This window comes from Kitasatospora sp. NPDC059146, from assembly GCF_042786665.1.
Taxonomy (GTDB): Bacteria; Actinomycetota; Actinomycetes; order Streptomycetales; family Streptomycetaceae; genus Kitasatospora.
This window is the reverse complement of the sequence record NZ_JBHZCY010000146.1, coordinates 1-22,524: the sequence shown is the minus strand read 5'-3', so window position 1 is coordinate 22,524 and position 22,524 is coordinate 1. Positions and strand designations below refer to the sequence as shown.

Annotated in this window: 19 protein-coding genes; 5 read left to right on the top strand and 14 right to left on the bottom strand. The window is 71.9% G+C overall.

Annotated features, from left to right (window positions below; translation table 11 throughout):
* The 10 genes from ACFXPX_RS37900 to ACFXPX_RS37855 form a co-directional block, all read right to left on the bottom strand.
* A partial coding sequence (locus tag ACFXPX_RS37900) for a hypothetical protein (RefSeq protein ID WP_380527448.1) occupies positions 1-182 on the bottom strand: 182 nt, incomplete at its 3' end.
* Positions 183-281: 99 nt separating this feature from the next.
* Positions 282-1,805: a CoA-acylating methylmalonate-semialdehyde dehydrogenase gene (locus tag ACFXPX_RS37895; protein ID WP_375891820.1), complete on the bottom strand. Its 1,524-nt coding sequence runs from the start codon at positions 1,803-1,805 to the stop codon at positions 282-284.
* A 223-nt stretch (positions 1,806-2,028) separates the two neighbouring features.
* Positions 2,029-2,793, bottom strand: coding sequence for a nucleotidyl transferase AbiEii/AbiGii toxin family protein (locus ACFXPX_RS37890; RefSeq protein ID WP_380527446.1), 765 nt, complete (start codon positions 2,791-2,793; stop codon positions 2,029-2,031).
* A gap of 138 nt (positions 2,794-2,931) precedes the next feature.
* Entirely contained in the window at positions 2,932-3,363 is a 432-nt protein-coding gene (locus tag ACFXPX_RS37885; RefSeq protein ID WP_375891818.1) for a hypothetical protein, read from the bottom strand.
* A gap of 131 nt (positions 3,364-3,494) precedes the next feature.
* Positions 3,495-4,889: an NAD(P)/FAD-dependent oxidoreductase gene (locus ACFXPX_RS37880; RefSeq protein ID WP_380644668.1), complete on the bottom strand. Its 1,395-nt coding sequence runs from the start codon at positions 4,887-4,889 to the stop codon at positions 3,495-3,497.
* A gap of 61 nt (positions 4,890-4,950) precedes the next feature.
* The gene (locus ACFXPX_RS37875; protein ID WP_380453324.1) at positions 4,951-5,754 is read right to left on the bottom strand and encodes an ABC transporter permease; all 804 of its coding nucleotides are present in this window, start codon (positions 5,752-5,754) and stop codon (positions 4,951-4,953) included.
* Entirely contained in the window at positions 5,754-6,698 is a 945-nt protein-coding gene (locus ACFXPX_RS37870; RefSeq protein WP_375891814.1) for an ABC transporter permease, read from the bottom strand. The genes ACFXPX_RS37875 and ACFXPX_RS37870 overlap by 1 nt, the downstream gene beginning before the upstream one ends.
* Complete coding sequence (locus ACFXPX_RS37865) at positions 6,695-7,834, bottom strand: ABC transporter ATP-binding protein (protein ID WP_380527441.1); 1,140 nt, start codon at positions 7,832-7,834, stop codon at positions 6,695-6,697. The genes ACFXPX_RS37870 and ACFXPX_RS37865 overlap by 4 nt, the downstream gene beginning before the upstream one ends.
* Before the next feature lie 52 nt (positions 7,835-7,886).
* A complete protein-coding gene (locus ACFXPX_RS37860) occupies positions 7,887-9,146 on the bottom strand; it encodes a spermidine/putrescine ABC transporter substrate-binding protein (RefSeq protein WP_375891811.1) in 1,260 nt (419 codons plus the stop codon).
* Between the two features lie 63 nt (positions 9,147-9,209).
* Complete coding sequence (locus ACFXPX_RS37855) at positions 9,210-10,721, bottom strand: gamma-aminobutyraldehyde dehydrogenase (protein WP_380644667.1); 1,512 nt, start codon at positions 10,719-10,721, stop codon at positions 9,210-9,212.
* 256 nt (positions 10,722-10,977) lie between these two features.
* Between ACFXPX_RS37855 and ACFXPX_RS37850 the strand changes: the two genes are divergently transcribed.
* Complete coding sequence (locus tag ACFXPX_RS37850) at positions 10,978-12,633, top strand: PucR family transcriptional regulator (RefSeq protein ID WP_380644666.1); 1,656 nt, start codon at positions 10,978-10,980, stop codon at positions 12,631-12,633.
* 29 nt (positions 12,634-12,662) lie between these two features.
* Here ACFXPX_RS37850 and ACFXPX_RS37845 read toward each other — a convergent pair whose 3' ends face one another.
* From ACFXPX_RS37845 to ACFXPX_RS37835, 3 genes are all read right to left on the bottom strand, one after another.
* A complete protein-coding gene (locus tag ACFXPX_RS37845) occupies positions 12,663-13,865 on the bottom strand; it encodes a spermidine/putrescine ABC transporter substrate-binding protein (RefSeq protein ID WP_380527432.1) in 1,203 nt (400 codons plus the stop codon).
* 71 nt (positions 13,866-13,936) lie between these two features.
* Entirely contained in the window at positions 13,937-15,295 is a 1,359-nt protein-coding gene (locus ACFXPX_RS37840; RefSeq protein WP_380527429.1) for an aspartate aminotransferase family protein, read from the bottom strand.
* 184 nt (positions 15,296-15,479) lie between these two features.
* Positions 15,480-16,955: a gamma-aminobutyraldehyde dehydrogenase gene (locus ACFXPX_RS37835; protein WP_380644665.1), complete on the bottom strand. Its 1,476-nt coding sequence runs from the start codon at positions 16,953-16,955 to the stop codon at positions 15,480-15,482.
* 268 nt (positions 16,956-17,223) lie between these two features.
* Here ACFXPX_RS37835 and ACFXPX_RS37830 point away from each other — a divergent pair, with 268 nt between their 5' ends.
* From ACFXPX_RS37830 to ACFXPX_RS37815, 4 genes are all read left to right on the top strand, one after another.
* Positions 17,224-17,697, top strand: a complete 474-nt coding sequence (locus ACFXPX_RS37830) for an Lrp/AsnC family transcriptional regulator (RefSeq protein WP_030306695.1) — start codon at positions 17,224-17,226, stop codon at positions 17,695-17,697.
* A complete protein-coding gene (locus ACFXPX_RS37825; protein ID WP_363555973.1) occupies positions 17,694-19,088 on the top strand; it encodes an aspartate aminotransferase family protein in 1,395 nt (464 codons plus the stop codon). The genes ACFXPX_RS37830 and ACFXPX_RS37825 overlap by 4 nt, the downstream gene beginning before the upstream one ends.
* A gap of 225 nt (positions 19,089-19,313) precedes the next feature.
* Entirely contained in the window at positions 19,314-20,069 is a 756-nt protein-coding gene (locus tag ACFXPX_RS37820; RefSeq protein WP_375891803.1) for an ABC transporter ATP-binding protein, read from the top strand.
* Between the two features lie 44 nt (positions 20,070-20,113).
* Positions 20,114-21,265 (top strand): hypothetical protein, encoded by a 1,152-nt coding sequence (locus tag ACFXPX_RS37815; protein WP_375891801.1) that lies wholly within the window; start codon positions 20,114-20,116, stop codon positions 21,263-21,265.
* 84 nt (positions 21,266-21,349) lie between these two features.
* Here the strand turns inward: ACFXPX_RS37815 and rlmN are convergent, their stop codons facing one another.
* Positions 21,350-22,450 carry a 23S rRNA (adenine(2503)-C(2))-methyltransferase RlmN gene (gene rlmN, locus ACFXPX_RS37810; protein ID WP_375891799.1) on the bottom strand — a complete coding sequence of 367 codons (1,101 nt, stop codon included), beginning with the start codon at positions 22,448-22,450 and terminating at the stop codon, positions 21,350-21,352.
* Positions 22,451-22,524: the final 74 nt, after the last annotated feature.

Below are 22,524 nucleotides of genomic sequence, written 5' to 3'. Positions count from 1 at the left end.
CGAATCCGGCCGCAATCCGATAAACAGCGCACGCCGAATAAGCACCGAGCCGAGACGCGTAAAAGCGAAACGACCGGCACGAACCGGAAGTGGTGTTTCAAGGGATTGGCCGCCTCAGGACCGTCCGCGCCGATGCGTGTCCGGTGCTCCCTGTCGGGCAGCTCGAAGAACTGTACGCGCATCTGAGTCCGGATGCAAACGGCCTGCGAAAGGGGGCAGGCCGGACCCCGGGGAGAGGGGTCCGGCCTGCCCGGTGCGAGAGCTCGGCGAGCCCTGCGGGCTCAGCTGTTGGTGGGGAAGCCGAGGTTGATGCCCCCGTGCGAGGGGTCCAGCCAGCGCTGGGTCACGGCCTTGCCGCGGGTGAAGAACTGGACGCCGTCCGGGCCGTACGCGTGGGCGTCGCCGAACAGCGAGGCCTTCCAGCCGCCGAAGGAGTAGTAGGCGACCGGCACCGGGATCGGCACGTTGATGCCGACCATGCCGACCTCCACCTCGAACTGGAAGCGCCGGGCCGCGCCGCCGTCGTTGGTGAAGAGGGCGGTCCCGTTGCCGTACGGGTTGGCGTTGATGAGCGCCAGGCCCTCGTCGTAGGAGGCGACGCGCACGACGGAGAGGACCGGGCCGAAGATCTCGTCGTTGTAGACGGACATGCCGGGCTTCACGTGGTCGAACAGCGTGGGGCCGAGCCAGAAGCCGTCGGCGGTCGGGCTGCCGTTCCTGTCCTCGGCGGTGACCGGGTGCTTGCGGCCGTCCACGGCGAGCTCGGCGCCGTCGGCGAGGCCGGACTCCACGTAGGAGGTGACCTTGTCACGGTGCTGGCCGGTGACCAGCGGGCCCATCTCGGAGTCGCCGTTGCAGCCGGGGCCGACCTTCAGGGTGGCGATCCGCTGCTTGATCTTGTCGACCAGCTCGTCGCCGATCGGGTCGACGGCGACCAGGACGGAGACCGCCATGCAGCGCTCGCCGGCCGCGCCGAAGCCGGCGTTGACGGCGGCGTCGGCGGCGAGGTCGAGGTCGGCGTCGGGCAGCACCAGCATGTGGTTCTTGGCGCCGCCGAGGGCCTGGACGCGCTTGCCGTAGCGGGTGCCGGTCTCGTACACGTAGCGGGCGATCGGGGTGGAGCCGACGAAGCTGACGGACTTGACGTCCGGGTGCTCCAGCAGGCGGTCGACGGCCACCTTGTCGCCGTGCACAACGTTGAAGACGCCGTCCGGCAGGCCGGCCTCCTTCCACAGCCCGGCCAGGAAGTTGGCCGCGGACGGGTCCTTCTCGGAGGGCTTCACCACGACGGTGTTGCCGGCCGCGATGGCGATCGGGAAGAACCACATCGGCACCATGGCCGGGAAGTTGAACGGCGAGATGATCGCGACCGGGCCGAGCGGCTGGCGGATCGAGTAGACGTCGATGCCGGTGGAGGCCTGCTCGGTGAAGCCGCCCTTGACCAGCTGCGGGATGCCGCAGGCGTACTCGACGACCTCCAGGCCGCGGGCGATCTCGCCCAGCGCGTCCGAGTGCACCTTGCCGTGCTCGGACACGATGATCTCGGCGAGCTCGTCCCGGCGGGCGTTCAGCAGCTCGCGGAAGGCGAAGAGCACCGTGCTGCGCCGGGCCACCGAGGCGGTGCGCCACTCGGCGAAGGCCGAGGCGGCGGCGGCCACGGCCTGGTCGACCTCGGCGATCCCGGCGAAGTCGACCTGGCCGGCGACCTGGCCGGTGGCCGGGTCGAAGATGTCGCCGCGGCGGGGCGCCGCACCGGCGGTGGCGACCGACCGGCCGCCGATCCAGTGGGTGATGTGCTTGCTCAAGTCCGTCTGCCTCCGAAGTCCCGGGCGGCGTCCTGCCACCGGTCCGGTCTGGCGCCGCCCGCGAGAGGGTCGGGCGACGAAATTCACGGGGCTACCGCGCTCGTCCCCCAGTCTGGTCGCCTCCGGAGTGCGGCTCAACGAACAGGCTGACGGGGATCGCGGATTCAGCCTTACAGGTCGTCCGGTCGCTGCGCCGAACGGGTGGGGCCACGGCCCGGGCGGCTCAGGACTCCTCGTCCTCCAGGTACGGGTCGTGCAGCCCGTCCGCCGCCTCCCGGGTCTCCAGCAGGTCCAGCCGCAGGTCCTGCGCCCAGGCCAGCGCCCACCGCTTGAGCCCGTCCACGGCGCCGGCCTCGACACCGCGGGCACGGAACCGGCCGTCCGCCGCCTCGGCCAGCGTCTCCAGCCGGTCGGCGAGCCCGCTCGGCTGGAAGTCCGGGTCCAACTCGGCGGCCAGGGCGAGCAGTTCCCCTTCACGGTAGTTGCGGGTGAGGGCGTGCACGTCGATCAGGTCCCGCGGCATGCCCCGGTCGACCAGCAGCGCGGTGGTGAGGGCGGCCGCGTCCTCCAGGGCCACCACCGGCAGCACCAGCGGGGGCCCGTCCGCCTCCGGGGCGCCGAAGTCCAGCCGGACCGGCCGGTGGCCGAGCGGCTCCTTCCGCAGCTCCACCGAGTGGGTCCGCCCGCCCAGCGCCAGCCGTACGGTCAGCTGTTCCAGCCGCGGCGTGCCGGGCCGCTCGGCGACCCCGCCGCCCGCCGCGCGGTACGCCCCGGTCAGCGCGGCGGCCACCTCGGGCAGGTCGGCGCCGCCGGTGGCCAGGGTGAGTCCGTCCTGCCGGCAGGCCGGGACCCCGTGGGCGCGCAGCGCGTGCCCGCCGGCCAGCGCCAGCCCGTACCGGGTGCAGACGGGCTCGGCGAGGGCGGCCAGGCGCAGCTGGGCGGGGCCCGGCCGGAGGGAGGCGTCGACGGCGTGCGGGGCGGTGGTCACGCCTCCAGTCTGGCCCGGGCACCCGCCCCGCGCGCTGCCACCCGCCAAGCGCCCGCGAACCGGCGCTCGCCACCGCGACCCGCCCGCGACCCGCCACCCACCGCCTGCGAACCGCCCCCGGCGCCCCCGGCCCCCGCGCTACCGGCCGCCGAGCCCGGCCGCCGCCTCGTGCAGGGCCAGCTCCAGCAGCACCGGGTCGTTGAGCCGCCCGGACCCGTCGGGCGGCACCAGCCAGCGCACGCCCCGGCTGCGGCGCCGGGGGTGCGGGACGACGATCCAGGTGCCCTCCCCCGCGCAGCGCACCCCGGTGCCGACCCAGCGGGCGGCGGTGCCGACGGGCACCAGGAAGCTGACGTGCTCCTCGCCGAAGTCGGTGAGGACCGGGCCGCAGAAGCCGGTGTCCAGCACGTCCAGTGCCGGTCGCCCGAGCCGCCCGGGGACGGCGAGGACGTCCCAGCGGCGCCCGGCCGGTAGCAGGACCAGGCCCAGCCCGGTGCGTTCCCACTGCTCCCGGAAGTCCTCCGGGTCCGCTGCCACCTGGGCGAGCCAGTGCAGTCCGGTGCTCTCCATGTCGTGTCCCCGCTCCTCGCCGTTTCCTACGGTCGGACGCGGCGGGAGTGCGAGACCCGCCGTCACCGAGGAGAGGCGGACGGCGGGTCCCTCTTACACGGGTCGCGGGAGATACCCCCGATCGGTGGCGGTCAGCTGTCGAAGCCGAGCCCCATCCGGTCGAGGGTGCGCAGCCAGAGGTTGCGGTGGCCGCCGTTGCGGTCGGCGTGCTCCAGCGAGCGGGTGGTGATCTCGATCCCGGCCCAGCGCACCGGTTCGGGCGGGAACGGCAGCGGCTTGGAGCGCACCATGTCCAGCGAGGTGCGCTCGGTGCGCTCGCCGGCCAGCAGGTCGAGCATCACCTCGGCCCCGAAGCGGGTGGCGCCGACGCCGAGCCCGGTGTAGCCGACGGCGTAGGCGACCTTGCCCCGGTAGGCGGTGTCGAAGAAGGCCGAGAACCGGCTGCAGGTGTCGATGGCGCCGCCCCAGGCGTTGGTGAAGCGCAGCCCCTCCAGCTGCGGGAAGCAGCGGAAGAAGTGGTTGGCCAGGGTGCGGAAGGTCTCCGGGCGCTGGTCGTACTCGTGCCGGACGTGGCCGCCGTAGTGGTAGACGGCGTCGTAGCCGCCCCAGAGGATCCGGTTGTCGGCGGACAGCCGGAAGTAGTGGAACTTGTTGGCGCTGTCGCCGAGCCCCTGCCGGCCGCGCCAGCCGATCGAGGCGAGCTGCTCGTCGCTGAGCGGCTCGGTCATCAGGGCGTAGTCGTACACGGGGACGACGTACGGACGGACGCGCTTGAGCAGGGACGGGAAGACGTTGGTGCCGAGCGCGACCCTGCGGGCGAAGACCCGGCCGTACGGGGTGCGGGCGGCCGTGCCGCTGCCGTGCTCGCGCAGTTCGGTGGCCCGGGTGTGCTCGAAGATCCGGACGCCCAGGCCCAGGCAGGCCTCCTTGAGGCCCCAGGCGAGCTTGGCGGGGTGGACCATCGCCACCCCGTCCTTGTCCCAGAGGCCGCCGAGGAAGGTCGGCGAGTTCACCTCGGCGCGCAGCTGGTCGGCGTCCAGGACGGTGAGGTCGAAGCCGTAGCGGGCGACGGCCTCGGCGACCTCGTGCAGTTCCTCGACCTGGTGCGGCTGGGTGGCGACGTCGATCTCGCCGGTGCGCTCCCACTCGGCGTCGATGCCGTAGCGCTTGAGGGTGGCCTCGATGCCGTCCAGGTTGGCGGCGCCGAGGCGTTCCAGCTGGGCGAGTTCGGAGGGCCAGCGCTCCAGGCCGTTGCCGAAGCCGTGGGTGAGGCTGGCCGCGCAGAATCCGCCGTTGCGCCCGGAGGCGGCCCACCCGACCTCGTTGCCCTCGACCAGGACGACGTCCAGCGAGGGGTCGCGCTCCTTGGCGATGAGCGCGGTCCACAGTCCGGAGTAGCCGCCGCCGACGACCAGCAGGTCGCAGGTGGTGTCGCCGACCAGGGCGGGCAGCGCCTCGGGCCGGCCGGGATCCTCCAGCCAGAAGGGGGTGGGCCTGGCGTCACTGAGTGCGCGGGCGGAATCCATGCATTATCAGCCACTTTCCACGAATAGGTGATGGTACGTACCACCGCTGACCGACCGTACGTCAGGCGGTGGCCTTGCGGCGGTTGCCGAGCCACTGGCCGGCCACGGTCAGCGCGACCGCGGCCACGAACATCGCGGTGCCGATGACGTTCACCTGCACCGGGATGCCGCGCTGCGAGGCGCCCCAGACGAACATCGGGAAGGTGACCGTGGTCGGGCCCGAGTTGAACTGGGTGATGATGAAGTCGTCGAAGGAGAGCGCGAAGCTGAGCAGCGCGCCGGCGGCGATGCCGGGGGCGGCCAGCGGGAGGGTGACCCGCAGGAAGGTCTGGACGGGGGTCGCGTAGAGGTCCTGGGCGGCCTGTTCGAGCCTCGGGTCCATGCTCATCACGCGGGCCTTGACCGCCGTCACGACGAAGCTCAGGCAGAACATGACGTGGGCGATGAGGATGGTGGTGAAGCCGAAGGGGATGCGCATGTTGAGGAACAGCGTCCCCAGCGAGGCGGCCATGACGACTTCGGGCATGGCCATCGGCAGGAAGATCATCGCGGTGGTGGCCGAGCGGCCGCGGAAGCGGTAGCGGGCCAGCGCGAAGGCGACCATGGTGCCGAGCACGGTGGCACCGATGGTGGCGAGCACCGCGATCTGCAGGCTGAGCGAGAGCGACTGGCACATGTCGGCCACGCCGCAGGGGTTGGTCCAGGCGTCGGTGGAGAACTCGTTCCACTCGTAGTTGAACTTGCCGACCGGCTTGTTGAACGAGAAGGCCAGCACGACCAGGTTGGGCAGCACCAGGTAGGCCAGGGCCAGCAGGCCGGCCAGGACCACCAGGTGGGCGCGGACCCACTTCAGGATGCGGGACATCAGACCAGTTCCTCCGTCCCGGCCTTGCGCATGTAGACCGTCACCATGCCCAGGATCAGGGCCATCAGGATGAAGCTCAGCGCTGCCGCCGTGGGGTAGTCGAGCACGTTCAGGAACTGCTTCTGGATGCCGTTGCCGACCATCTGCTCGCTCGGCGAGCCGAGCAGCTGGGCGTTGATGTAGTCGCCGGAGGCGGGGATGAAGGTGAGCAGGGTGCCCGCGACCACGCCCGGCAGCGAGATCGGGAAGGTGACCTTGCGGAAGGTGGTGAACGGCCGGGCGTAGAGGTCGCCGGCCGCCTCGTGCAGCCGGGGGTCGATCCGCTCCAGCGAGGTGTACAGCGGGAGGATCATGAACGGCAGGAAGTTGTAGGTGAGGCCACAGACCACGGCCAGCGGGGTGGCGAGCACCCGGTCGCCGGAGGTGAGCCCGACGGCGTTGGTGAGGTCCAGGACGTGCAGGGTGTTGAGCGCGCCGACCACCGGTCCGCCGTCGGACAGGATGGTCTTCCAGGCCAGCGTGCGGATCAGGAAGCTGGTGAAGAACGGCGCGATGACCAGGATCAGGATGACGTTGCGCCAGCGCCGGCTCGCCTTGAAGGCGATGGTGTAGGCCAGCGGGTAGCCGATGGCCAGGCAGAGCACGGTGGCGATGGCCGCGTAGGAGAACGAGCGGACGAAGTGCCACTTGTACTCGACCAGGGCGTCCCAGTAGGTGGAGACGTGCCAGGTGACCTTGAAGCCCGCCTCCAGCGAGCCGGTCTGCAGCGAGGTGGACGCCTGGTAGACCATCGGCACGGCGAAGAAGACGACCAGCCAGGCGATGCCGGGCAGCAGCAGCCAGTACGGGGTGAGCTTGCGCCTCGGCTTCGGCGCGGGTTCGCCGAGCGGACTGCGGTCCGGAGGCGTGGCCCGGGGGGCGGCCGCCGGGGTGGTGGTGGTCATGCGGCCTCCTCCGCGGTGCCCGCGTCGATCGCCTGCGCGGCGTCCAGGGCGAAGGAGTGCGCCGGGTTCCAGTGCAGCTGCACGGGGGCGCCGGGGACGATCCGGGCGTCGCGCTCCATGTTCTGCTCGAAGACGGTGACCTCCTGGCCGCCGTCGGTGCGCACCACGTACTGGGTGGAGACGCCGATGAAGCTGGAGTCGAGCACCGTGCCGGCGAGCCGGTTGCGGCCCTCGGCGACCGGCTCGGAGGCGTGGCTGATGGTGATCTTCTCCGGGCGCACGCCCAGGTGGACCAGCTTGGCCTCGGTGGCGCAGCGCGCCCTCGGCACCGCGAGCCGGGTGCCGGCCACGGTGAGCAGCAGGTCCTCGCCCGCGCCGCCGGTGACCTCGGCGGGGAGCAGGTTGGACTGGCCGAGGAAGTTGGCCACGAAGGTGGTGCCGGGGTTCTCGTACAGGTCGGCGGGCGCGCCGAGCTGCTCGACCCGGCCGCCGTTCATCACCGCGATGGTGTCGGCCATCGTCATGGCCTCCTCCTGGTCGTGGGTGACGTGCACGAAGGTGATGCCGACCTCGGTCTGGATCCGCTTGAGCTCCAGCTGCATCTGGCGGCGCAGCTTGAGGTCGAGGGCGCCGAGCGGCTCGTCCAGCAGCAGCACCTGGGGGTGGTTGATCAGGGCGCGGGCGACCGCGACGCGCTGCTGCTGGCCGCCGGAGAGCTGGTGCGGCTTGCGCCGGGCGTACTGGCCGAGCTCGACCAGTTCCAGCATCGACTCGACCTGCTTCTTCACGTCCTTCTTGCCGCGCCGGCGCAGGCCGAAGGCGACGTTCTCGAAGATGTCCAGGTGCGGGAAGAGCGCGTAGCTCTGGAAGACGGTGTTGACCGGGCGCTTGTACGGGGGCAGCGCGGTGACGTCCTGGCCGCCGATCAGGACGGTGCCGCTGGTGGGCTCCTCCAGGCCGGCGATCATGCGCAGGGTGGTGGTCTTGCCGCAGCCGGAGGCGCCGAGCAGGGCGAAGAAGGAGCCCTGGGGCACGGTCAGGTCGAGCGGGTGGACGGCGGTGAAGGAGCCGTAGGTCTTGCCGATGCCGGTGAGGCGGACGTCGCCACCGGCCGCGGCGCGCAGCTGGTCTGTCATGGGGTGTCTTCCTGGGTCTTTCTGCCGGCAGTGTCTGGTGGACGCGTGGGGGTCAGGCGCCGATGAGCTTGGAGAACTTCTGCTCGAAGTCGCTCTCCTCGCCCTCGGTGAGGGTGCGGAACACGTGCGCCTTGACCGCCATCTCGGGGGTGGGTACGACCAGCGGGTTGGCCGCGCTGTCCGGGGCGAGGGTGGCGAGCTCGTCCTTCATCCCGGTGACGGCGGAGACGTAGCCGATGCCCGCGACCAGCTGCGCCGCGATCTTCGGCTGATAGTAGAAGTCGATCAACTTCTCCGCGTTCGCCTTGTGCCGCGCCTTGGCCGGGACCAGCATGTTGTCGGTCGAGGCGAGGTAGCCCTTCTCCGGGATGACGAACTCGATGTCCGGGTTGTCGGCGCGCAGTTGGATCAGGTCGCCGCCCCAGGCGACGCAGGCGGCGATGTCCCCGGAGGACAGCTCCTGGCCGTAGTCGTTGCCGGTGAAGCGGCGGATCTGCTTGTCGTCCACGGCCTTCTGCATCCGGGCGATCGCACCGGCGTAGTCGTCGGCGGTGAACTTCGCCGGGTCCTTGTCCATGTCGAGCAGGACCATCCCGATGCTGTCGCGCATCTCGGAGAGGAAGGTGACCCGGCCCTTGAGCTCGGGGTCGTCCAGCAGCTGGGCGACGCTGGTGACCTCCTTGCCCTTGGTCGCCTTCCGGTTGTAGGCGATGACGGTCTGGATGCCGGCCCAGGGGTAGGTGTAGAGCCGGCCCGGGTCCCAGTCGGGGGCGCGGAAGCGGGCCTCGACGTTGGTGATCGCGGTGGTGACGTTCGCCGGGTCGAGCTTCTGCGCCCAGCCGAGCCGGATCAGCCGGGCGGCCATCCAGTCGGTGAGCACCACCAGGTCGCGGCCGGTGTCCTGGCCGGCCGCCAGCTGCGGCTTGACCTTGCCGAAGAACTCGACGTTGTCGTTGATGTCCTCGTTGTACTTGACCTTGATGCCGGTGGCCGCGGTGAAGGCGTCCAGGGTGCCGTGCTTCTCCTTGTCCTTCTCGTCGGTGTCGATGTACAGCGGCCAGTTGGAGAAGTCGACCTCCTTCTCGCTCCCCGAGTGGTCCTCGGCGGCGTTGGCGGTCGAGTCACCGGTCGTCCTGGGGGCGGCCGGGATGCCGCAGGCGGCCAGGGTGCCCGCCCCGGCGGTCAGGGCGGCGGCGCGCAGCAGGGTGCGGCGGCCGACCGCGGCCCGACCGCTGGTCAGACTGCGTTCCCAGGCCCTGCGGACCGGTTCGGGCAGACCGTCGGTGAGCTCGTTGAACGCCTTGAACGCCATGGAACGGGCCTCCTGGGGGAAGAAGGGTGCGTGGGGGGGAGCACCCGGGGCCTGCGGGGGGGGTTATCGGTCTCCGAAGACGGTGCGGTGCCAGTCCTTGCGGGCCACCGCGGTGGTGTCGAACATGACGTGCTTGACCTGGGTGTACTCGTCCAGCGAGTACTGGGACATGTCCTTGCCGTAGCCGGACGCCTTGTAGCCGCCGTGCGGCATCTCGCTGATGATCGGGATGTGGTCGTTGACCCAGACGCACCCGGCGGCGATCTCCCGGGTGGCGCGCAGCGAGCGGTGCACGTTGCCCGTCCAGGCGGAGGCGGCCAGGCCGTACGGGGTGTCGTTGGCGAGCCGCAGGCCCTCGTCGTCGCCGTCGAAGGGCAGCACCACCAGCACCGGGCCGAAGACCTCGCCCTGGACCACCTCGCTGTCCTGGGCCGCGCCGGTGATCAGGGTCGGCGCGTGGTAGGCGCCCCGGGTGAGGTCGAAGCCGTCATGGCCCTTGTCCGGTGCGGGGCCGCCGGTGACGACGGTGGCGTAGGAGCGGGCGCGCTCGACGAACCCGGCCACCCGGTCCCGGTGGGCGTAGGAGACCAGCGGGCCGAGGTCGGTGTGCGGATTGCGGGGGTCGCCGATCCGGACGGCCGCGAAGAGCTCGGCGACGCCGGCCACGAAGGCGTCGTAGAGCGGGCGCTGGACGTACGCGCGGGTGGCGGCGGTGCAGTCCTGGCCGCCGTTGATCAGCGAGGCGGCGACGGCGCCGTGCACCGCGGCGTCCAGGTCGGCGTCGTCGAAGACCACGAACGGGGCCTTGCCGCCGAGTTCCAGGTGGGTGCGCTTGACGCTCGCGGTGGCGAGTTCGGCGACCCGCCTGCCGACGGCGGTGGAGCCGGTGAAGGAGACCATCGCGACCCCCGGGTGGGCGACCAGGTGCTCGCCGGCGGTGCGCCCGGCGCCGGTGACCACGTTGACCACGCCGTCCGGGATGCCCGCCTCGGTGCAGGCCCGGGCGAACATCACCGAGGTCAGCGGGGTCAGCTCGGCCGGCTTGAGGACGATGGTGTTGCCCGCCGCGATCGCCGGGAGGATCTTCCAGGCGGCCATCTGCAGCGGGTAGTTCCACGGCGAGATCGAGCCGACCACGCCGATCGCCTCGCGCCGGACGTAGGAGGTGTGGTCGCCGGAGTACTCGCCGGCCGCCTTGCCCTCCAGGTTGCGGGCGGCGCCGGCGAAGAACGCGGCGTTGTCGACGGTGCCGGGGACGTCGAACTCGGTCGCCAGCTTCACCGGCTTGCCGGTCTGCGCGGTCTCCACCCGGGCGAGGTCGTCGGCGGTCGCGCCCAGGACGGCGGCCAGCCGGGTGAGCGCCTCGGACCGGGCCCCCGGGGTGGCCGAGGACCAGCCGGGCAGGGCGTCCCGCGCGGCGGCGACGGCGGCGTCCACGTCCCCGGCGGTGGCCAGCGAGACCTCTTCGACCACCGTGCCGTCGGCGGGGTTGACGACCTGGAAGGGCTCGCCGCTCCCCCGGGCCTGACGGCCCGCGATGTACTGCGCGCCCGCGCCGAAGTCGGTCAGGTCCATCTGGGTTCCTCCAAGTGCCGGCGGTTCGACCGCGCTGCGGCGAAACGCTTCCGCGGTGGGGGTCTGCGGTCCCGCTGACCTTGCCAACTGCGGGGTTGACGTGACAAGGGTCACTTCGACAGTCTCGACACGAAGGGCCTTACAGAGTGCAAGGCTCCTCGCAGGGCAACAGGTCGTCGCGACGATGCATGATTCACCTGACACTCTGTCCCCTCCACCCCACCCCCTCCCACCTCCCCCGCCCTGGAGGCCCGCGATGCTCCCCACCGTCGCCCGTGTGCTCGACCTGGAGGTGATGCGGCGCGGCCTGCCCCAGGTCGTGGCCGGCGCCGACCGCCTGGAGCGACCGGTCCGCTGGGTGCACGTCAGCGAGCTGCCCGACGTCGCCGGCGTGCTGCAGGGCGGCGAGCTCGTGCTGACCACCGGCATCGCGCTGCCCGAGGACCGCGAGGGCCTGGCCCGCTACGTCCGCGACCTGGACGAGGTCGGCGTGGCCGGCCTGGTGGTCGAGTTCGGCCGGCGTTACTTCGACTCGCTCCCGCGCGCCCTGGTGCACGCCGCCGAGCAGCGCGGACTGCCGCTGATCGCGCTCCGCCGCGAGGTGCGCTTCGTCGCCGTCACCGAGGCCGTGCACGCCCTGGTGGTGAACGCCCAGCTGGAGCAGCTGCGGGTCTCCGAATCGGTCCACCAGGTCTTCAACGAGCTGGTGGTCGAGGGCGCCGAGCCGCCCGAGGTGATCCGCCAGGTGGCCCGGATGGCGGGCGCGCCGGTCGTCCTGGAGAACCTGGCCCACCAGGTGCTCGCCCACGACAGCGCCGGACGCCCCGAGGTCGAGCTGCTGGAGGACTGGGAGCGCCGCTCGCGCGGGGTCCGCCCGCCCGGCCGGACCGGCCACGACCCGCGCAGCGGCTGGCTGGTGACCACCGTCGGCGCCCGCGGCCAGGACTGGGGCCGGCTGGTCCTGGTGCTGGAGCCGGGCCCGTTGGCGGAGGGCGAGGCCCACCCCCACGCCATGCTGCTGGAGCGCGGCGCCTCCGCGCTGGCGCTCAACCGGCTGGTGGTGCGCGACCGGGAGAGCCTGGAGCGGCAGACCCACCGCACCCTGCTCTCCGGCATCCTGACCCACGCGCTGACCGTCTCCGAGGTGGCCCTGCGCGCCCAGGCGCTCGGCGTCCCGCTGGAGGGCCGGCGGCTGGTCGGCGTGGTGCTGCGCCAGCGCCGCGGGCCGATCCCGGCCGCACTGGAGGCCCAGGCCCGGCTGCGCGACTTCACCGAGCTGGCGGCCGGCGCGGTGCGGGCCAGCCGGCTCTCCGCCCTGGTCGGCGCGCTGGACGACGAGGGCGTCGGACTGCTGATCGCGCTCGGCGCCCAGCAGGACGAGCACTCCGCGCTGGAGGCCTTCTCGGCCACCCTGCGCCGGATGTCCGCCGAGTCCGGCCGGGAGCCCGCCGACACCCCGGGGCCGGTCGTCGCGGTCGGCTCCTCGGTCGGCTCGGTCCGCGACGCCCGGCGCACCCTGCTGGAGGCCGCCCAGGTCGCCGACGCGGCCCTGCACGACGCGCCCGGCGGGGGCAGGACCGCCTCCTACTACCGGCTGCCGGACGTCCGGCTGCGCGGCCTGCTCCACCTGCTGCGCGACGACGCCCGCCTGCAGACGTACGTGGAGCGGGAGTTGGGCCCGCTGCTGGCCCACGACGCCGAGCACAACGGCCAGTTGGTGCAGATGCTGCGGATCTACCTGGAGCAGGGCCGGAACAAGTCGGCGGCGGCCGACGCCGCCCACCTGTCCCGGCCGTCCTTCTACGACCGGCTGCACAAGGTCGAGCGGATCCTCGGAGTCGACCTCGACCAGGTGGAGTCCTGCCTCTCCCTGCACGTGGCCCTGCTCGCGCTGGACGCCGTACGCCGGTAGGGCCGGGCTGCGTCACTCCCCGGCACCCCTCACACCCCGGTGATGCGCCCCCAGACCTTGTGCAGCTCCGGCCGCTCGGCCGAGGTGACGTCCCGCATGCTGCGCAGCCGGGCGCGCATCTCCTCGGTCGGGAACACCAGCGGGTTCTCGGCGAGTTCGGCCTTGTCCTTGTCCCCGCTGTCCGCCAGCACCTCGCGGGCGGCCGGAACCGGGCAGATGTACTGGACGGCCGCGGCGAGTTCGGCGGCCACCTCGGGCTGGTAGTAGTAGTCGACCAACAGCTCGGCGTTGCGCTTGTGGACGGCCCGGTTGGGGATCATCAGGCTCTCCGCCCACAGCTCGCCGCCCTCCTCCGGCACCACGAAGGCGATGTCGGGGTTCTCGGCGGTGAGCTGGACGGCGTCACCGGAGTAGGCCTGGCAGGCGATCGCCGCGCCGGAGGCGAGGTCGCTGGTGTAGTCGTTGCCGGTGAAGCGGCGGACGTGCCCGGTGTCGACCATCTTCTGCACCAGGTCCATCGCCTTGTGCGCGTCGTCGTCCCCGAACCGCGCGATGTCCGCGCCCTGGGAGAGCATCAGCAGCCCGAGCGCCTCGTCCAGCCCGGCGAACAGCGTGATCCGGCCCTTGAGGTCGGGCGCCCAGAGGTCGGCGGTGGACCGGAGCTCCCGGCCGAGCGCCTTGCGGTTGTACGCGATGCCGGTGATCCCGGACTGCCAGGGCACGCTGCGCCGGCGCCCCGGGTCGAAGACCGGGTTCGCCAGCTGCGGGTCCAGGTTGGCGGTGACGTTGGGCAGGCCGGCCCGGTCCATCTCCTGCACCCAGCCCAGCGAGACGTACCGCCCGGCCATCCAGTCGCTGATCACCATCAGGTCCCGGCCCGGGTCGGCGCCCTGGGTGAGCACCGGGCTGATCTTGCCGAAGAACTCGTCGTTGTCGTTGATGTCCTCGGTGTAGGTGACCGCGATCCCGGTCCTCTCGCTGAACGCGTCCAGGGTCGGGCGCTTCCCCTGGTCGTCGGTGTCGATGTACTGCGTCCAGTTGGAGAAGTTCAGCCGCTTGTCGTGCTCCGAGCGGTCCGGTGCCGAACGGCGGTCCTCGGCGACGTACGCGGACGGGATGCCGCAGCCGGTCAGTGTGCCGGCGCCGAGCAGCGCGGCCCCGCCGAGCACCGAACGCCGGCGGATGACGGGGGTTTGGGAGGAGCGTCGGGGCAGGGTGGAGCTGCGGGACATGGGAGGCCTTCCGGAGCGTGGAACGGCCCCGGGAACACGCGGGTGCGCCCGGGGCCGTCCTGGTAGGTACGTCAGACGGTGTGCGCGTCGGCCAGCGACAGCGCCTCGTCCAGCACCGCGAGGCCGGCCTTGGCCTCCTCCTCGGTGACGGTGCACGGCGGGACGACGTGGAAGCGGTTCATGTTGACGAACGGCCAGAGCCCGCGCTGCTTGCACGCGGCGGCCAGCTCGGCCATCGGCGCGTTGGCGGCGCCCGCGGCGTTGTAGGGGACGAGCGGCTCCCGGGTCTCCCGGTCCTTCACCAGGTCGAGCGCCCAGAACACGCCGAGGCCGCGCACCTCGCCGATCGAGGGGTGCCGCTCGGCCAGCTCGCGCAGGCCGGGGCCGAGCACCGTCTCGCCGATGTGCTTGGCGTTCTCGACGATGCCCTCCTCCGCCATGGCGTTGATGGTGGCCACCGCCGAGGCGCAGGCCAGCGGGTGCCCCGAGTAGGTGAGCCCGCCGGGGAACGGCCGCTCCGCGAAGGTGGCGGCGATCTCGGCGCTGATCGCCACGCCGCCCAGCGGGACGTAGCCGGAGTTGACGCCCTTGGCGAAGGTCAGCAGGTCCGGCACCACGCCCCAGTGGTCGGCGGCGAACCACTCGCCGGTGCGGCCGAAGCCGGCCATCACCTCGTCCAGGACGAACACGATCCCGTGGCGGTCGCAGATCTCCCGCACTCCGGCCAGGTACCCCGGCGGCGGGACCAGGATGCCGGCGGTGCCGACCACCGTCTCCAGGATGACCGCCGCCACCGTGCCCGGTCCCTCGAAGGCGATCACCTGCTCCAGGTGCGCCAGCGCGCGCTCGCACTCCTGCGCCTCGTCCTCGGCGTGGAAGTTGGAGCGGTAGGCGTACGGGCCCCAGAAGTGCACCACGCCGGAGACGCCGGTCTCGTTGGCCCAGCGCCGCGGGTCGCCGGTGAGGGCGATCGCGTTGGCGGTGGCGCCGTGGTACGAGCGGTAGGTGGAGAGCACCTTCTGCCGGCCGGTGTGCAGCCGGGCCATCCGGACGGCGTTCTCGACCGCCTCGGCGCCGCCGTTGGTGAAGAAGATCTTGTCCAGGTCGCCCGGGGTGCGCTCGGCGATCAGCCGGGCCGCCTCGCTGCGCGCCTCGACCGCGAAGCCGGGGGCGATCGTGCAGAGCTTCGCCGCCTGCTCCTGGATCGCGGCGACCACCTTCGGGTGCTGGTGCCCGATGTTGGTGTTCACCAGCTGCGAGGAGAAGTCGAGGTAGCGGTTGCCGTCGTAGTCCCAGAAGTACGAGCCCTCGGCGCCGGCCACCGCGAGGGGGTCGATCAGCGCCTGGGCGGACCACGAGTGGAAGACGTGCGCGCGGTCGGCGGCCTTGACCGCCTTTCCGGCGGCTGAGTCAGCGGTGGGGATGCTCATGCCGGTAAGGCTAGGGCCGAGCGCCCCCGAAGTGCAGTTTCATCCTGTCAGCCGGACGCACGACCCGCCGACAGGGTGCAAAGCGACAGGGCCCGGGTCGAAAAGACCCGGGCCCCTTGTCAGTTCAGCCGATTGATCAGACCCGCTAGATCGCGGTCATCCTGCGCCCGACGGCCATGACCCGCTAGATCGCGGTCATGACGTGCTTCACCCGGGTGTAGTCCTCGAAGCCGTACGCCGACAGGTCCTTGCCGTAGCCGGACTTCTTGAAGCCGCCGTGCGGCATCTCGGCGACCAGCGGGATGTGGGTGTTGATCCAGACGCAGCCGAAGTCCAGGCGGCGGGACATCCGCATGGCGCGGGCGTGGTCCTTGGTCCAGACCGAGGAGGCCAGCGCGAACTCGACGCCGTTGGCGTACTCGACGGCCTGCTCCTCGTCGGTGAACTTCTGCACGGTGATGACCGGGCCGAAGACCTCGTTCTGGATGATCTCGTCGTCCTGCAGCAGGCCGGAGACGACGGTCGGGGCGTAGAAGTAGCCCTTGTCGCCGACCCGGTGGCCGCCGGCCTCGACCTTGGCGTGGGCGGGCAGCCGCTCGATGAAGCCGGACACCTGCTTGAGCTGGTTGGCGTTGTTCAGCGGGCCGTAGAGCACGTCCTCGTCGTCCACGCCGCCGGTCTTGGTCTCGGCCGCGGCCTTGGCCAGCGCCTCGACGAAGGCGTCGTGGATCGACTCGTGCACCAGCACGCGGGTGGCGGCGGTGCAGTCCTGGCCGGCGTTGAAGTAGCCCGCCACCGAGATGCCCTCGACGGCCTCGGCGATGTCGGCGTCCTCGAACACGACGACCGGGGCCTTGCCGCCCAGCTCCAGGTGGACCCGCTTGACGTCCTTGGAGGCCGACTCGGCGACCTGGATGCCGGCCCGGACGGAGCCGGTGATGGAGGCCATCGCCGGGGTGCGGTGCTCGACCATCAGCTTGCCGGACTCGCGGTCGCCGCAGATGACGTTGAAGACGCCGGCCGGCAGCTCCAGGCCCTTGAGGACGCCGCCGATGATCTCGGCCAGCAGCACGGTGGAGGCCGGGGTGGTGTCCGAGGGCTTGAGGACCACGGTGTTGCCCGCGGCGATGGCCGGGGCGAACTTCCAGACCGCCATCATCATCGGGTAGTTCCACGGCGCGACCTGGGCACAGACGCCGACCGGCTCGCGGCGGATGATCGAGGTCATGCCGTCCATGTACTCGCCGGCGGCCTTGCCCTCCAGCAGTCGGGCGGCACCGGCGAAGAAGCGGAGCTGGTCCACCATCGGGCCGATCTCCTCGGAGAGGGTCAGCGCGCGGGGCTTGCCGGTGTTGCGCACCTCGGCGTCGACGATCTCGTCGGCCCGGACCTCGACCGCGTCGGCGATCTTGAGCAGCAGCTTCTGCCGGGTGCTCGGGGTGGCGTCGCGCCAGACCGGGAAGGCGGCGGCGGCCGAGGCCATGGCCGCGTCCACGTCAGCGGCGCCGGACAGCGGCGACGTCGCGTAGACCTCGCCCGTGGTCGGGTCGACGATGTCGAGCGTGCGGCCGTCAGCCGCGTCGACGAACTCACCGTTGATGTAGTTGCGCAGCGTGCGAAGGTCGCTCACGGGTCTCTCCTCGGTCTGGGCCTGCGGCATTGCAGATTCCGGCGCCATGGTACGTCGACGGATCCGGCCTACGAAGGGTGCCGAGTGGCCCGGCCGGGAGCGGCGCGGTCCACTGGTGGCGGAATGCGCGGCGCCCTGCGGGGGCGCGCGCGTACCGTGCCAGAGTAGCCGCAGGACTGCCGGGATCGACAGGCGCGGTGCGCGTCCGCGATGAAATCCGCATGGGATTTCCGGGAGCACGACGAAATCAGCAGTTTCCACGCTTGCGAACAGGGGAACGATCAGGCACAGTGGCCGCGTGGCCAACCGCGACCGGAACGCGAGTGTTCCCCTCGACGCCGCCTCCAAGGCGATCATCGAGCAGCTCCAGGAGGACGGGCGCCGCCCGTACGCCGCCATCGGCAAGGCCGTCGGCCTGTCCGAGGCAGCCGTACGGCAGCGCGTCCAGAAGCTGCTCGACCAAGGCGTGATGCAGATCGTCGCCGTCACGGACCCGCTCACCGTCGGCTTCACCCGCCAGGCGATGGTCGGAATCCGGGTCGAGGGCGACATCGAGCCCGTCGCCGACGCGCTGGCCGCCCTCGACGAGGTCGACTACGTCGTCTGCACCGCAGGCTCGTTCGACCTCCTGGCCGAGCTGGTCTGCGAGGACGACGAGCACCTGCTCGAAATGATCAACAAGCGCATCCGCGCGCTTCCCGGCGTGCGGAGCACCGAGAGCTTCGTTTACCTGAAACTCCGGAAACAGACCTACACCTGGGGCACCCGATGACAGCCGACCCGGCCCAGAAGGACCTTTCCAAGACCGCCTACGACCACCTGTGGATGCACTTCACCCGCATGTCGTCGTACGAGAACTCCCCCGTACCGACCATCGTCAAGGGCGAGGGCACGTACATCTGGGACGACAAGGGCCGGAAGTACATCGACGGCCTGGCCGGCCTGTTCGTCGTGCAGGCCGGTCACGGCCGCACCGAGCTCGCCGAGGTCGCCGCCAAGCAGGCCAAGGAACTCGCGTTCTTCCCGATCTGGAGCTACGCGCACCCCAAGGCCGTCGAGCTGGCCGAGCGCCTGGCCAACTACGCCCCGGGCGACCTCAACAAGGTCTTCTTCTCCACCGGTGGCGGCGAGGCCGTCGAGACCGCCTGGAAGCTCGCCAAGCAGTACTTCAAGCTGATCGGCAAGCCGACCAAGTACAAGGTCATCTCGCGCGCCGTCGCCTACCACGGCACCCCGCAGGGCGCCCTGTCCATCACCGGCCTGCCGGGCCTCAAGGCCCCGTTCGAGCCGCTGGTGCCGGGTACCCACAAGGCGCCGAACACCAACATCTACCGCGCCCCGGCCTTCCTCGAAGGCCCGGACGGCACCGTCGACCCCGAGGCGTACGGCCGCTGGTGCGCCGACGAGATCGAGGTCGCCATCCTCAACGAGGGCGCCGACACCGTCGCCGCCGTCTTCGTCGAGCCGGTGCAGAACGCCGGTGGCTGCTTCCCGCCGCCGCCCGGGTACTTCCAGCGCCTGCGCGAGATCTGCGACCGCCACGACGTGCTGCTGGTCTCGGACGAGGTCATCTGCGCCTTCGGCCGCCTCGGCACCATGTTCGGCGCCGACAAGTTCGGCTACGTGCCGGACATGATCACCTGCGCCAAGGGCATGACCTCGGGCTACTCCCCGATCGGCGCCACGATCATCTCGGACCGCATCGCCGAGCCGTTCTACAAGGGTGACAACACCTTCCTGCACGGCTACACCTTCGCCGGCCACCCGGTCTCCTCGGCCGTGGCGCTCGCCAACCTCGACATCTTCGAGCGCGAGGGCCTGAACCAGAAGGTCCTCGACAACGAGGCCGCCTTCCTGGGCACCCTGAACAAGCTGCGCGACCTGCCGATCGTCGGCGACGTCCGCGGCAACGGGTACTTCTACGGCATCGAGCTCGTGAAGGACAAGGTCACCAAGGAGTCGTTCAACGACGACGAGGTCGAGCGCGTGCTCTACGGCTTCCTGTCGAAGGCCCTCTTCGACAACGGCCTGTACTGCCGTGCCGACGACCGTGGCGACCCGGTCATCCAGCTGGCCCCGCCGCTGATCTCCGACCAGTCGACCTTCGACGAGATCGAGCAGATCCTGCGGACCAGCCTCACCGACGCGTGGGCGAAGCTCTGATCCCCTGAGCCCTCTTCCCCACCCTCCGCCGAAGGGCGGTCCCGCACCCGCGGGGCCGCCCTTCGGCGTTCACACAACGCCACGCAACATCACAGTCGTACGACCAAACATGCCTGAATGCGGGTGATTTGCCCGTGATGGACCAGAGCGCCGCAACCGCGACCGGCCCCGGTCGTTCTAATCTGACGACTGTCATATCCCTGCGGCCACCCAGGATGGAACCTCATGTCAGCGGCACCGCCTGACAACGACGTGCTGTGGGCCCGAGGGATCGTCAAGTCCCACGACGGCACCCCCGCCCTGCGCGGCATCTCCATCGGCGTCCGCGAGGGCGAGGTGCTCGCCGTCACCGGCCCGCGCGGCTGCGGCAAGAGCACCCTGCTCGGCTGCCTCTCCGCCCAGCTCCCGGTCGACGAGGGCGAGGTCTGGTTCAACAGCTCCCCCGTCCACACCCTCGGCCGCGCCGGACGCGAACGGCTGCGCCGCGACCGCTTCGGCTTCGTCGGCTCCGAACCCCACCTGGTGCCCGAGCTCAGCGCCCGCGAGAACGTCGCCCTGCCGCTGCTGCTCGCCGGCGCCGGCAACAAGGCCGCCTACACCGCCGCCGACGAGTGGCTGGAGCGCCTCGACGTCGGCGACATCGGCCGCCGGCGCCCCGACCGGCTGGTCCAGAGCCAGCGCCAGCGGGTCGCCGTGGCCCGCGCCCTCGCCCCGCTGCCGCCCGTCGTCTTCGCCGACGACCCCACCGCCCCGCTGCACCGCGAGGCCGCCGACCAGGTCCTGCGGATACTGACCAGCGCGGCCCGCTCGCACCAGCTCACCCTCGTCCTGGCCACCCACGACCCCGAGCTCGTCCGGTTCGCGGACCGCTCCGTCGCCCTCGTCGACGGACGGCTCACCGCCCCCGCCGCCCCCGTCCCCCGCGGCGCCGCCGCCCCGGCCGCGACCGGTGCCTCCGCCGTCACGGCCACCCGCCGCTGACCGCCTCCAGTCGCTGACAGAGCCGAGCCGCTGAAAGAGTCGACGTGTTCTACCTCCGTCTGGCCCGGGGCTACCGGGTGACCGACCTCGGCCGCTGGCTGCTCACCACACTGGCGGCCGCCGCCGTCGCCGCCTTCCTGCTGCGCTCCCTCGGCCGCGCGCTGAGCGACCCGCTCGGCGGCGCCGACGCGCTGGCACGACTGCTCTGGTGCCTGCCGCCGCTCGCCGCCGTCGCCTGGTTCGCGGCCGTCGCCGCCCGCTCGGTGCCCGCCCGACGGCCCGAGCGGATCGCCGGCCTCACCGCCGCCGGGGCCGGCTCCCGCCGGATCCGCACCCTGATCGCCGGTGAGGTCGCCCTCGCCTGCACCCTCGGCAGCGTGCTCACCCTGCTGCTCTTCCTGGTGCTGCGCAACGACATCGCCGGTCCCTCGCTCGCCCCCGACCTCGGCATGGGGGTGCCGCTGCCCGCGGCCGCACCGGTCACCCTGCTCGCGCTCGTCCCGCTCACCGCAGGCCTCGCCGCCGGCTTCTCGGTGCCCGTCGCCGAAACCCTGCCCGGCGGCCGCGCCCGCGGCCGCACCGGCTTCGGCCCGCTGCGGATCGCCGTACCGGTCGGACTCGTGGTGATCGGCGCCGCGCTCGAACTCATCGCCCTGCGGCCCGGCGCCCCCGCCGACGGCCGTCCGATCCACCTGCCCGCCGGACTGGGCACCACCAGCACCGCCGCCCTCGGCGGCTGGGCCGGCGGCGCGCTCGGCCTCGCCCTGCTCACCGGCCCGCTGCTCGCCTGGACCGGACGGCTGCTCGCCCTCGGTCGGCCCACCCCGCTGCGGCTGCTCGCCGGACGCGGCCTCACCGCCCAGGCCCGTCGGCTCGGCCCGCCGCTGGCCGTGCTCACCCTGGTCGTCGCCCTGGTGCTGACCACCGTCCGCTACTGGATCGGCACCCCCGACAGCGCCGACGCCCTGCCGGCCGTCGAGGCCTGCCTGGTGCTCGGCTGCACGGTCGCCGCGGTGATCGCCCGGCTCGCCGAGGTCCGCACCGACCGCCGGGAGATCACCGAGTCGCTGCTGCGCCTCGGTGCCTCGCCCCGGCTGCTGTTCGGCGCGGTCGCCCTGCGCACCCTCGCGGTGGGCACCACGCTGCTGCTGACCGGCGGGGCGACCGCCGCGCTGGCGGCCGCCGGACTGCGATAGGGCGTGCCTCGTGGATCAGGCCGGGCACCCCGGCCTGATCCCACAAGACACGCCCTGGCCCCCGGGAGGCTCCTACCCGGCTCCTCAGCCCGCCGCGGCGAGCTGGCCGCAGGCGCCGTCGATCTCCTGGCCGCGGGTGTCGCGGACGGTCGTCGGCACGCCGTGCGACTGGAGCCGACGGACGAACTCGCGCTCGTCCTCCGGCCGGGAGGCGGTCCACTTGGAGCCCGGGGTCGGGTTCAGCGGGATCAGGTTGACGTGCACCCGGTGGTTCTTGATCAGCCGGCCGAGCAGGTCGGCACGCCAGGCCTGGTCGTTGATGTCCTTGATCAGCGCGTACTCGATGGAGATCCGGCGGCCGGACTTCTCCGCGTAGTTCCACGCGGCGTCCAGCACCTCGGCGACCTTCCACCGGGTGTTCACCGGGACCAGCTCGTCGCGCAGCTCGTCGTCCGGCGCGTGCAGCGACAGCGCCAGGCGGCAGCTGAGGCCCTCGTCCGCCAGCCGGTTCATGGCCGGCACGAGGCCGACCGTGGAGACCGTGATGCCGCGCTGGGACAGGCCGAAGCCGTCCGGGGCCGGGTCGGTCAGCCGGCGGATCGAGGCCAGCACCCGGTTGTAGTTGGCCAGCGGCTCGCCCATGCCCATGAAGACCACGTTCGACAGCCGCGCCTCGCCACCGGGGATCTCGCCGGCCTTGAGCGCGCGCATCCCGGCGGCGATCTGCTCGACGATCTCGCCGGTCGACAGGTTGCGGGTCAGCCCCGCCTGGCCGGTGGCGCAGAACGGGCAGTTCATGCCGCAGCCGGCCTGCGAGCTGATGCACATGGTGACCCGGTCCGGGTAGCGCATCAGCACCGACTCGACGAGCGTGCCGTCGAACAGCTTCCAGAGCGTCTTGCGGGTGGTGTCGTCGTCGCAGGAGACGTGCCGCACCACCGACATCAGCTCGGGCAGCAGGCCCTCGGTCAGCTTCTCCCGGCTGGCGGCGGGGATGTCCGTCCAGCTCGCCGGGTCGTTCGACATCCGGCCGAAGTAGTGGTTCGAGAGCTGCTTGGCGCGGAACGCCTGCTCGCCCAGCTCGGCGACGGCCTCCTTGCGCTCGGCGGGGCTCAGGTCGGCGAGGTGTCGCGGGGGCTTGGCGCCGCGCGGCGCGACAAAGGTGAGTTCTCCGGGCTTAGGCATGGTTGTTCCAGTGTCGCAGACGCGCGGGGGCCCCGGACGCCGGGCGGCCGGGGCCCCCGTCGCGGAACGGTCGG

What these genes read in the sequence shown, in the direction of transcription:
- ACFXPX_RS37885 (WP_375891818.1), bottom strand. Translation starts at nt 3,363, where the DNA reads ATGGAGAGCACCGGACTGCACTGGCTCGCCCAGGTGGCAGCGGACCCG.
- ACFXPX_RS37880 (WP_380644668.1), bottom strand. Translation starts at nt 4,889, where the DNA reads ATGGATTCCGCCCGCGCACTCAGTGACGCCAGGCCCACCCCCTTCTGG.
- ACFXPX_RS37875 (WP_380453324.1), bottom strand. Translation starts at nt 5,754, where the DNA reads ATGTCCCGCATCCTGAAGTGGGTCCGCGCCCACCTGGTGGTCCTGGCC.
- ACFXPX_RS37870 (WP_375891814.1), bottom strand. Translation starts at nt 6,698, where the DNA reads ATGACCACCACCACCCCGGCGGCCGCCCCCCGGGCCACGCCTCCGGAC.
- ACFXPX_RS37865 (WP_380527441.1), bottom strand. Translation starts at nt 7,834, where the DNA reads ATGACAGACCAGCTGCGCGCCGCGGCCGGTGGCGACGTCCGCCTCACC.
- ACFXPX_RS37860 (WP_375891811.1), bottom strand. Translation starts at nt 9,146, where the DNA reads ATGGCGTTCAAGGCGTTCAACGAGCTCACCGACGGTCTGCCCGAACCG.
- ACFXPX_RS37855 (WP_380644667.1), bottom strand. Translation starts at nt 10,721, where the DNA reads ATGGACCTGACCGACTTCGGCGCGGGCGCGCAGTACATCGCGGGCCGT.
- ACFXPX_RS37850 (WP_380644666.1), top strand. Translation starts at nt 10,978, where the DNA reads ATGCTCCCCACCGTCGCCCGTGTGCTCGACCTGGAGGTGATGCGGCGC.
- ACFXPX_RS37845 (WP_380527432.1), bottom strand. Translation starts at nt 13,865, where the DNA reads ATGTCCCGCAGCTCCACCCTGCCCCGACGCTCCTCCCAAACCCCCGTC.
- ACFXPX_RS37840 (WP_380527429.1), bottom strand. Translation starts at nt 15,295, where the DNA reads ATGAGCATCCCCACCGCTGACTCAGCCGCCGGAAAGGCGGTCAAGGCC.
- ACFXPX_RS37835 (WP_380644665.1), bottom strand. Translation starts at nt 16,955, where the DNA reads ATGCCGCAGGCCCAGACCGAGGAGAGACCCGTGAGCGACCTTCGCACG.
- ACFXPX_RS37825 (WP_363555973.1), top strand. Translation starts at nt 17,694, where the DNA reads ATGACAGCCGACCCGGCCCAGAAGGACCTTTCCAAGACCGCCTACGAC.
- ACFXPX_RS37820 (WP_375891803.1), top strand. Translation starts at nt 19,314, where the DNA reads ATGTCAGCGGCACCGCCTGACAACGACGTGCTGTGGGCCCGAGGGATC.
- rlmN (WP_375891799.1), bottom strand. Translation starts at nt 22,450, where the DNA reads ATGCCTAAGCCCGGAGAACTCACCTTTGTCGCGCCGCGCGGCGCCAAG.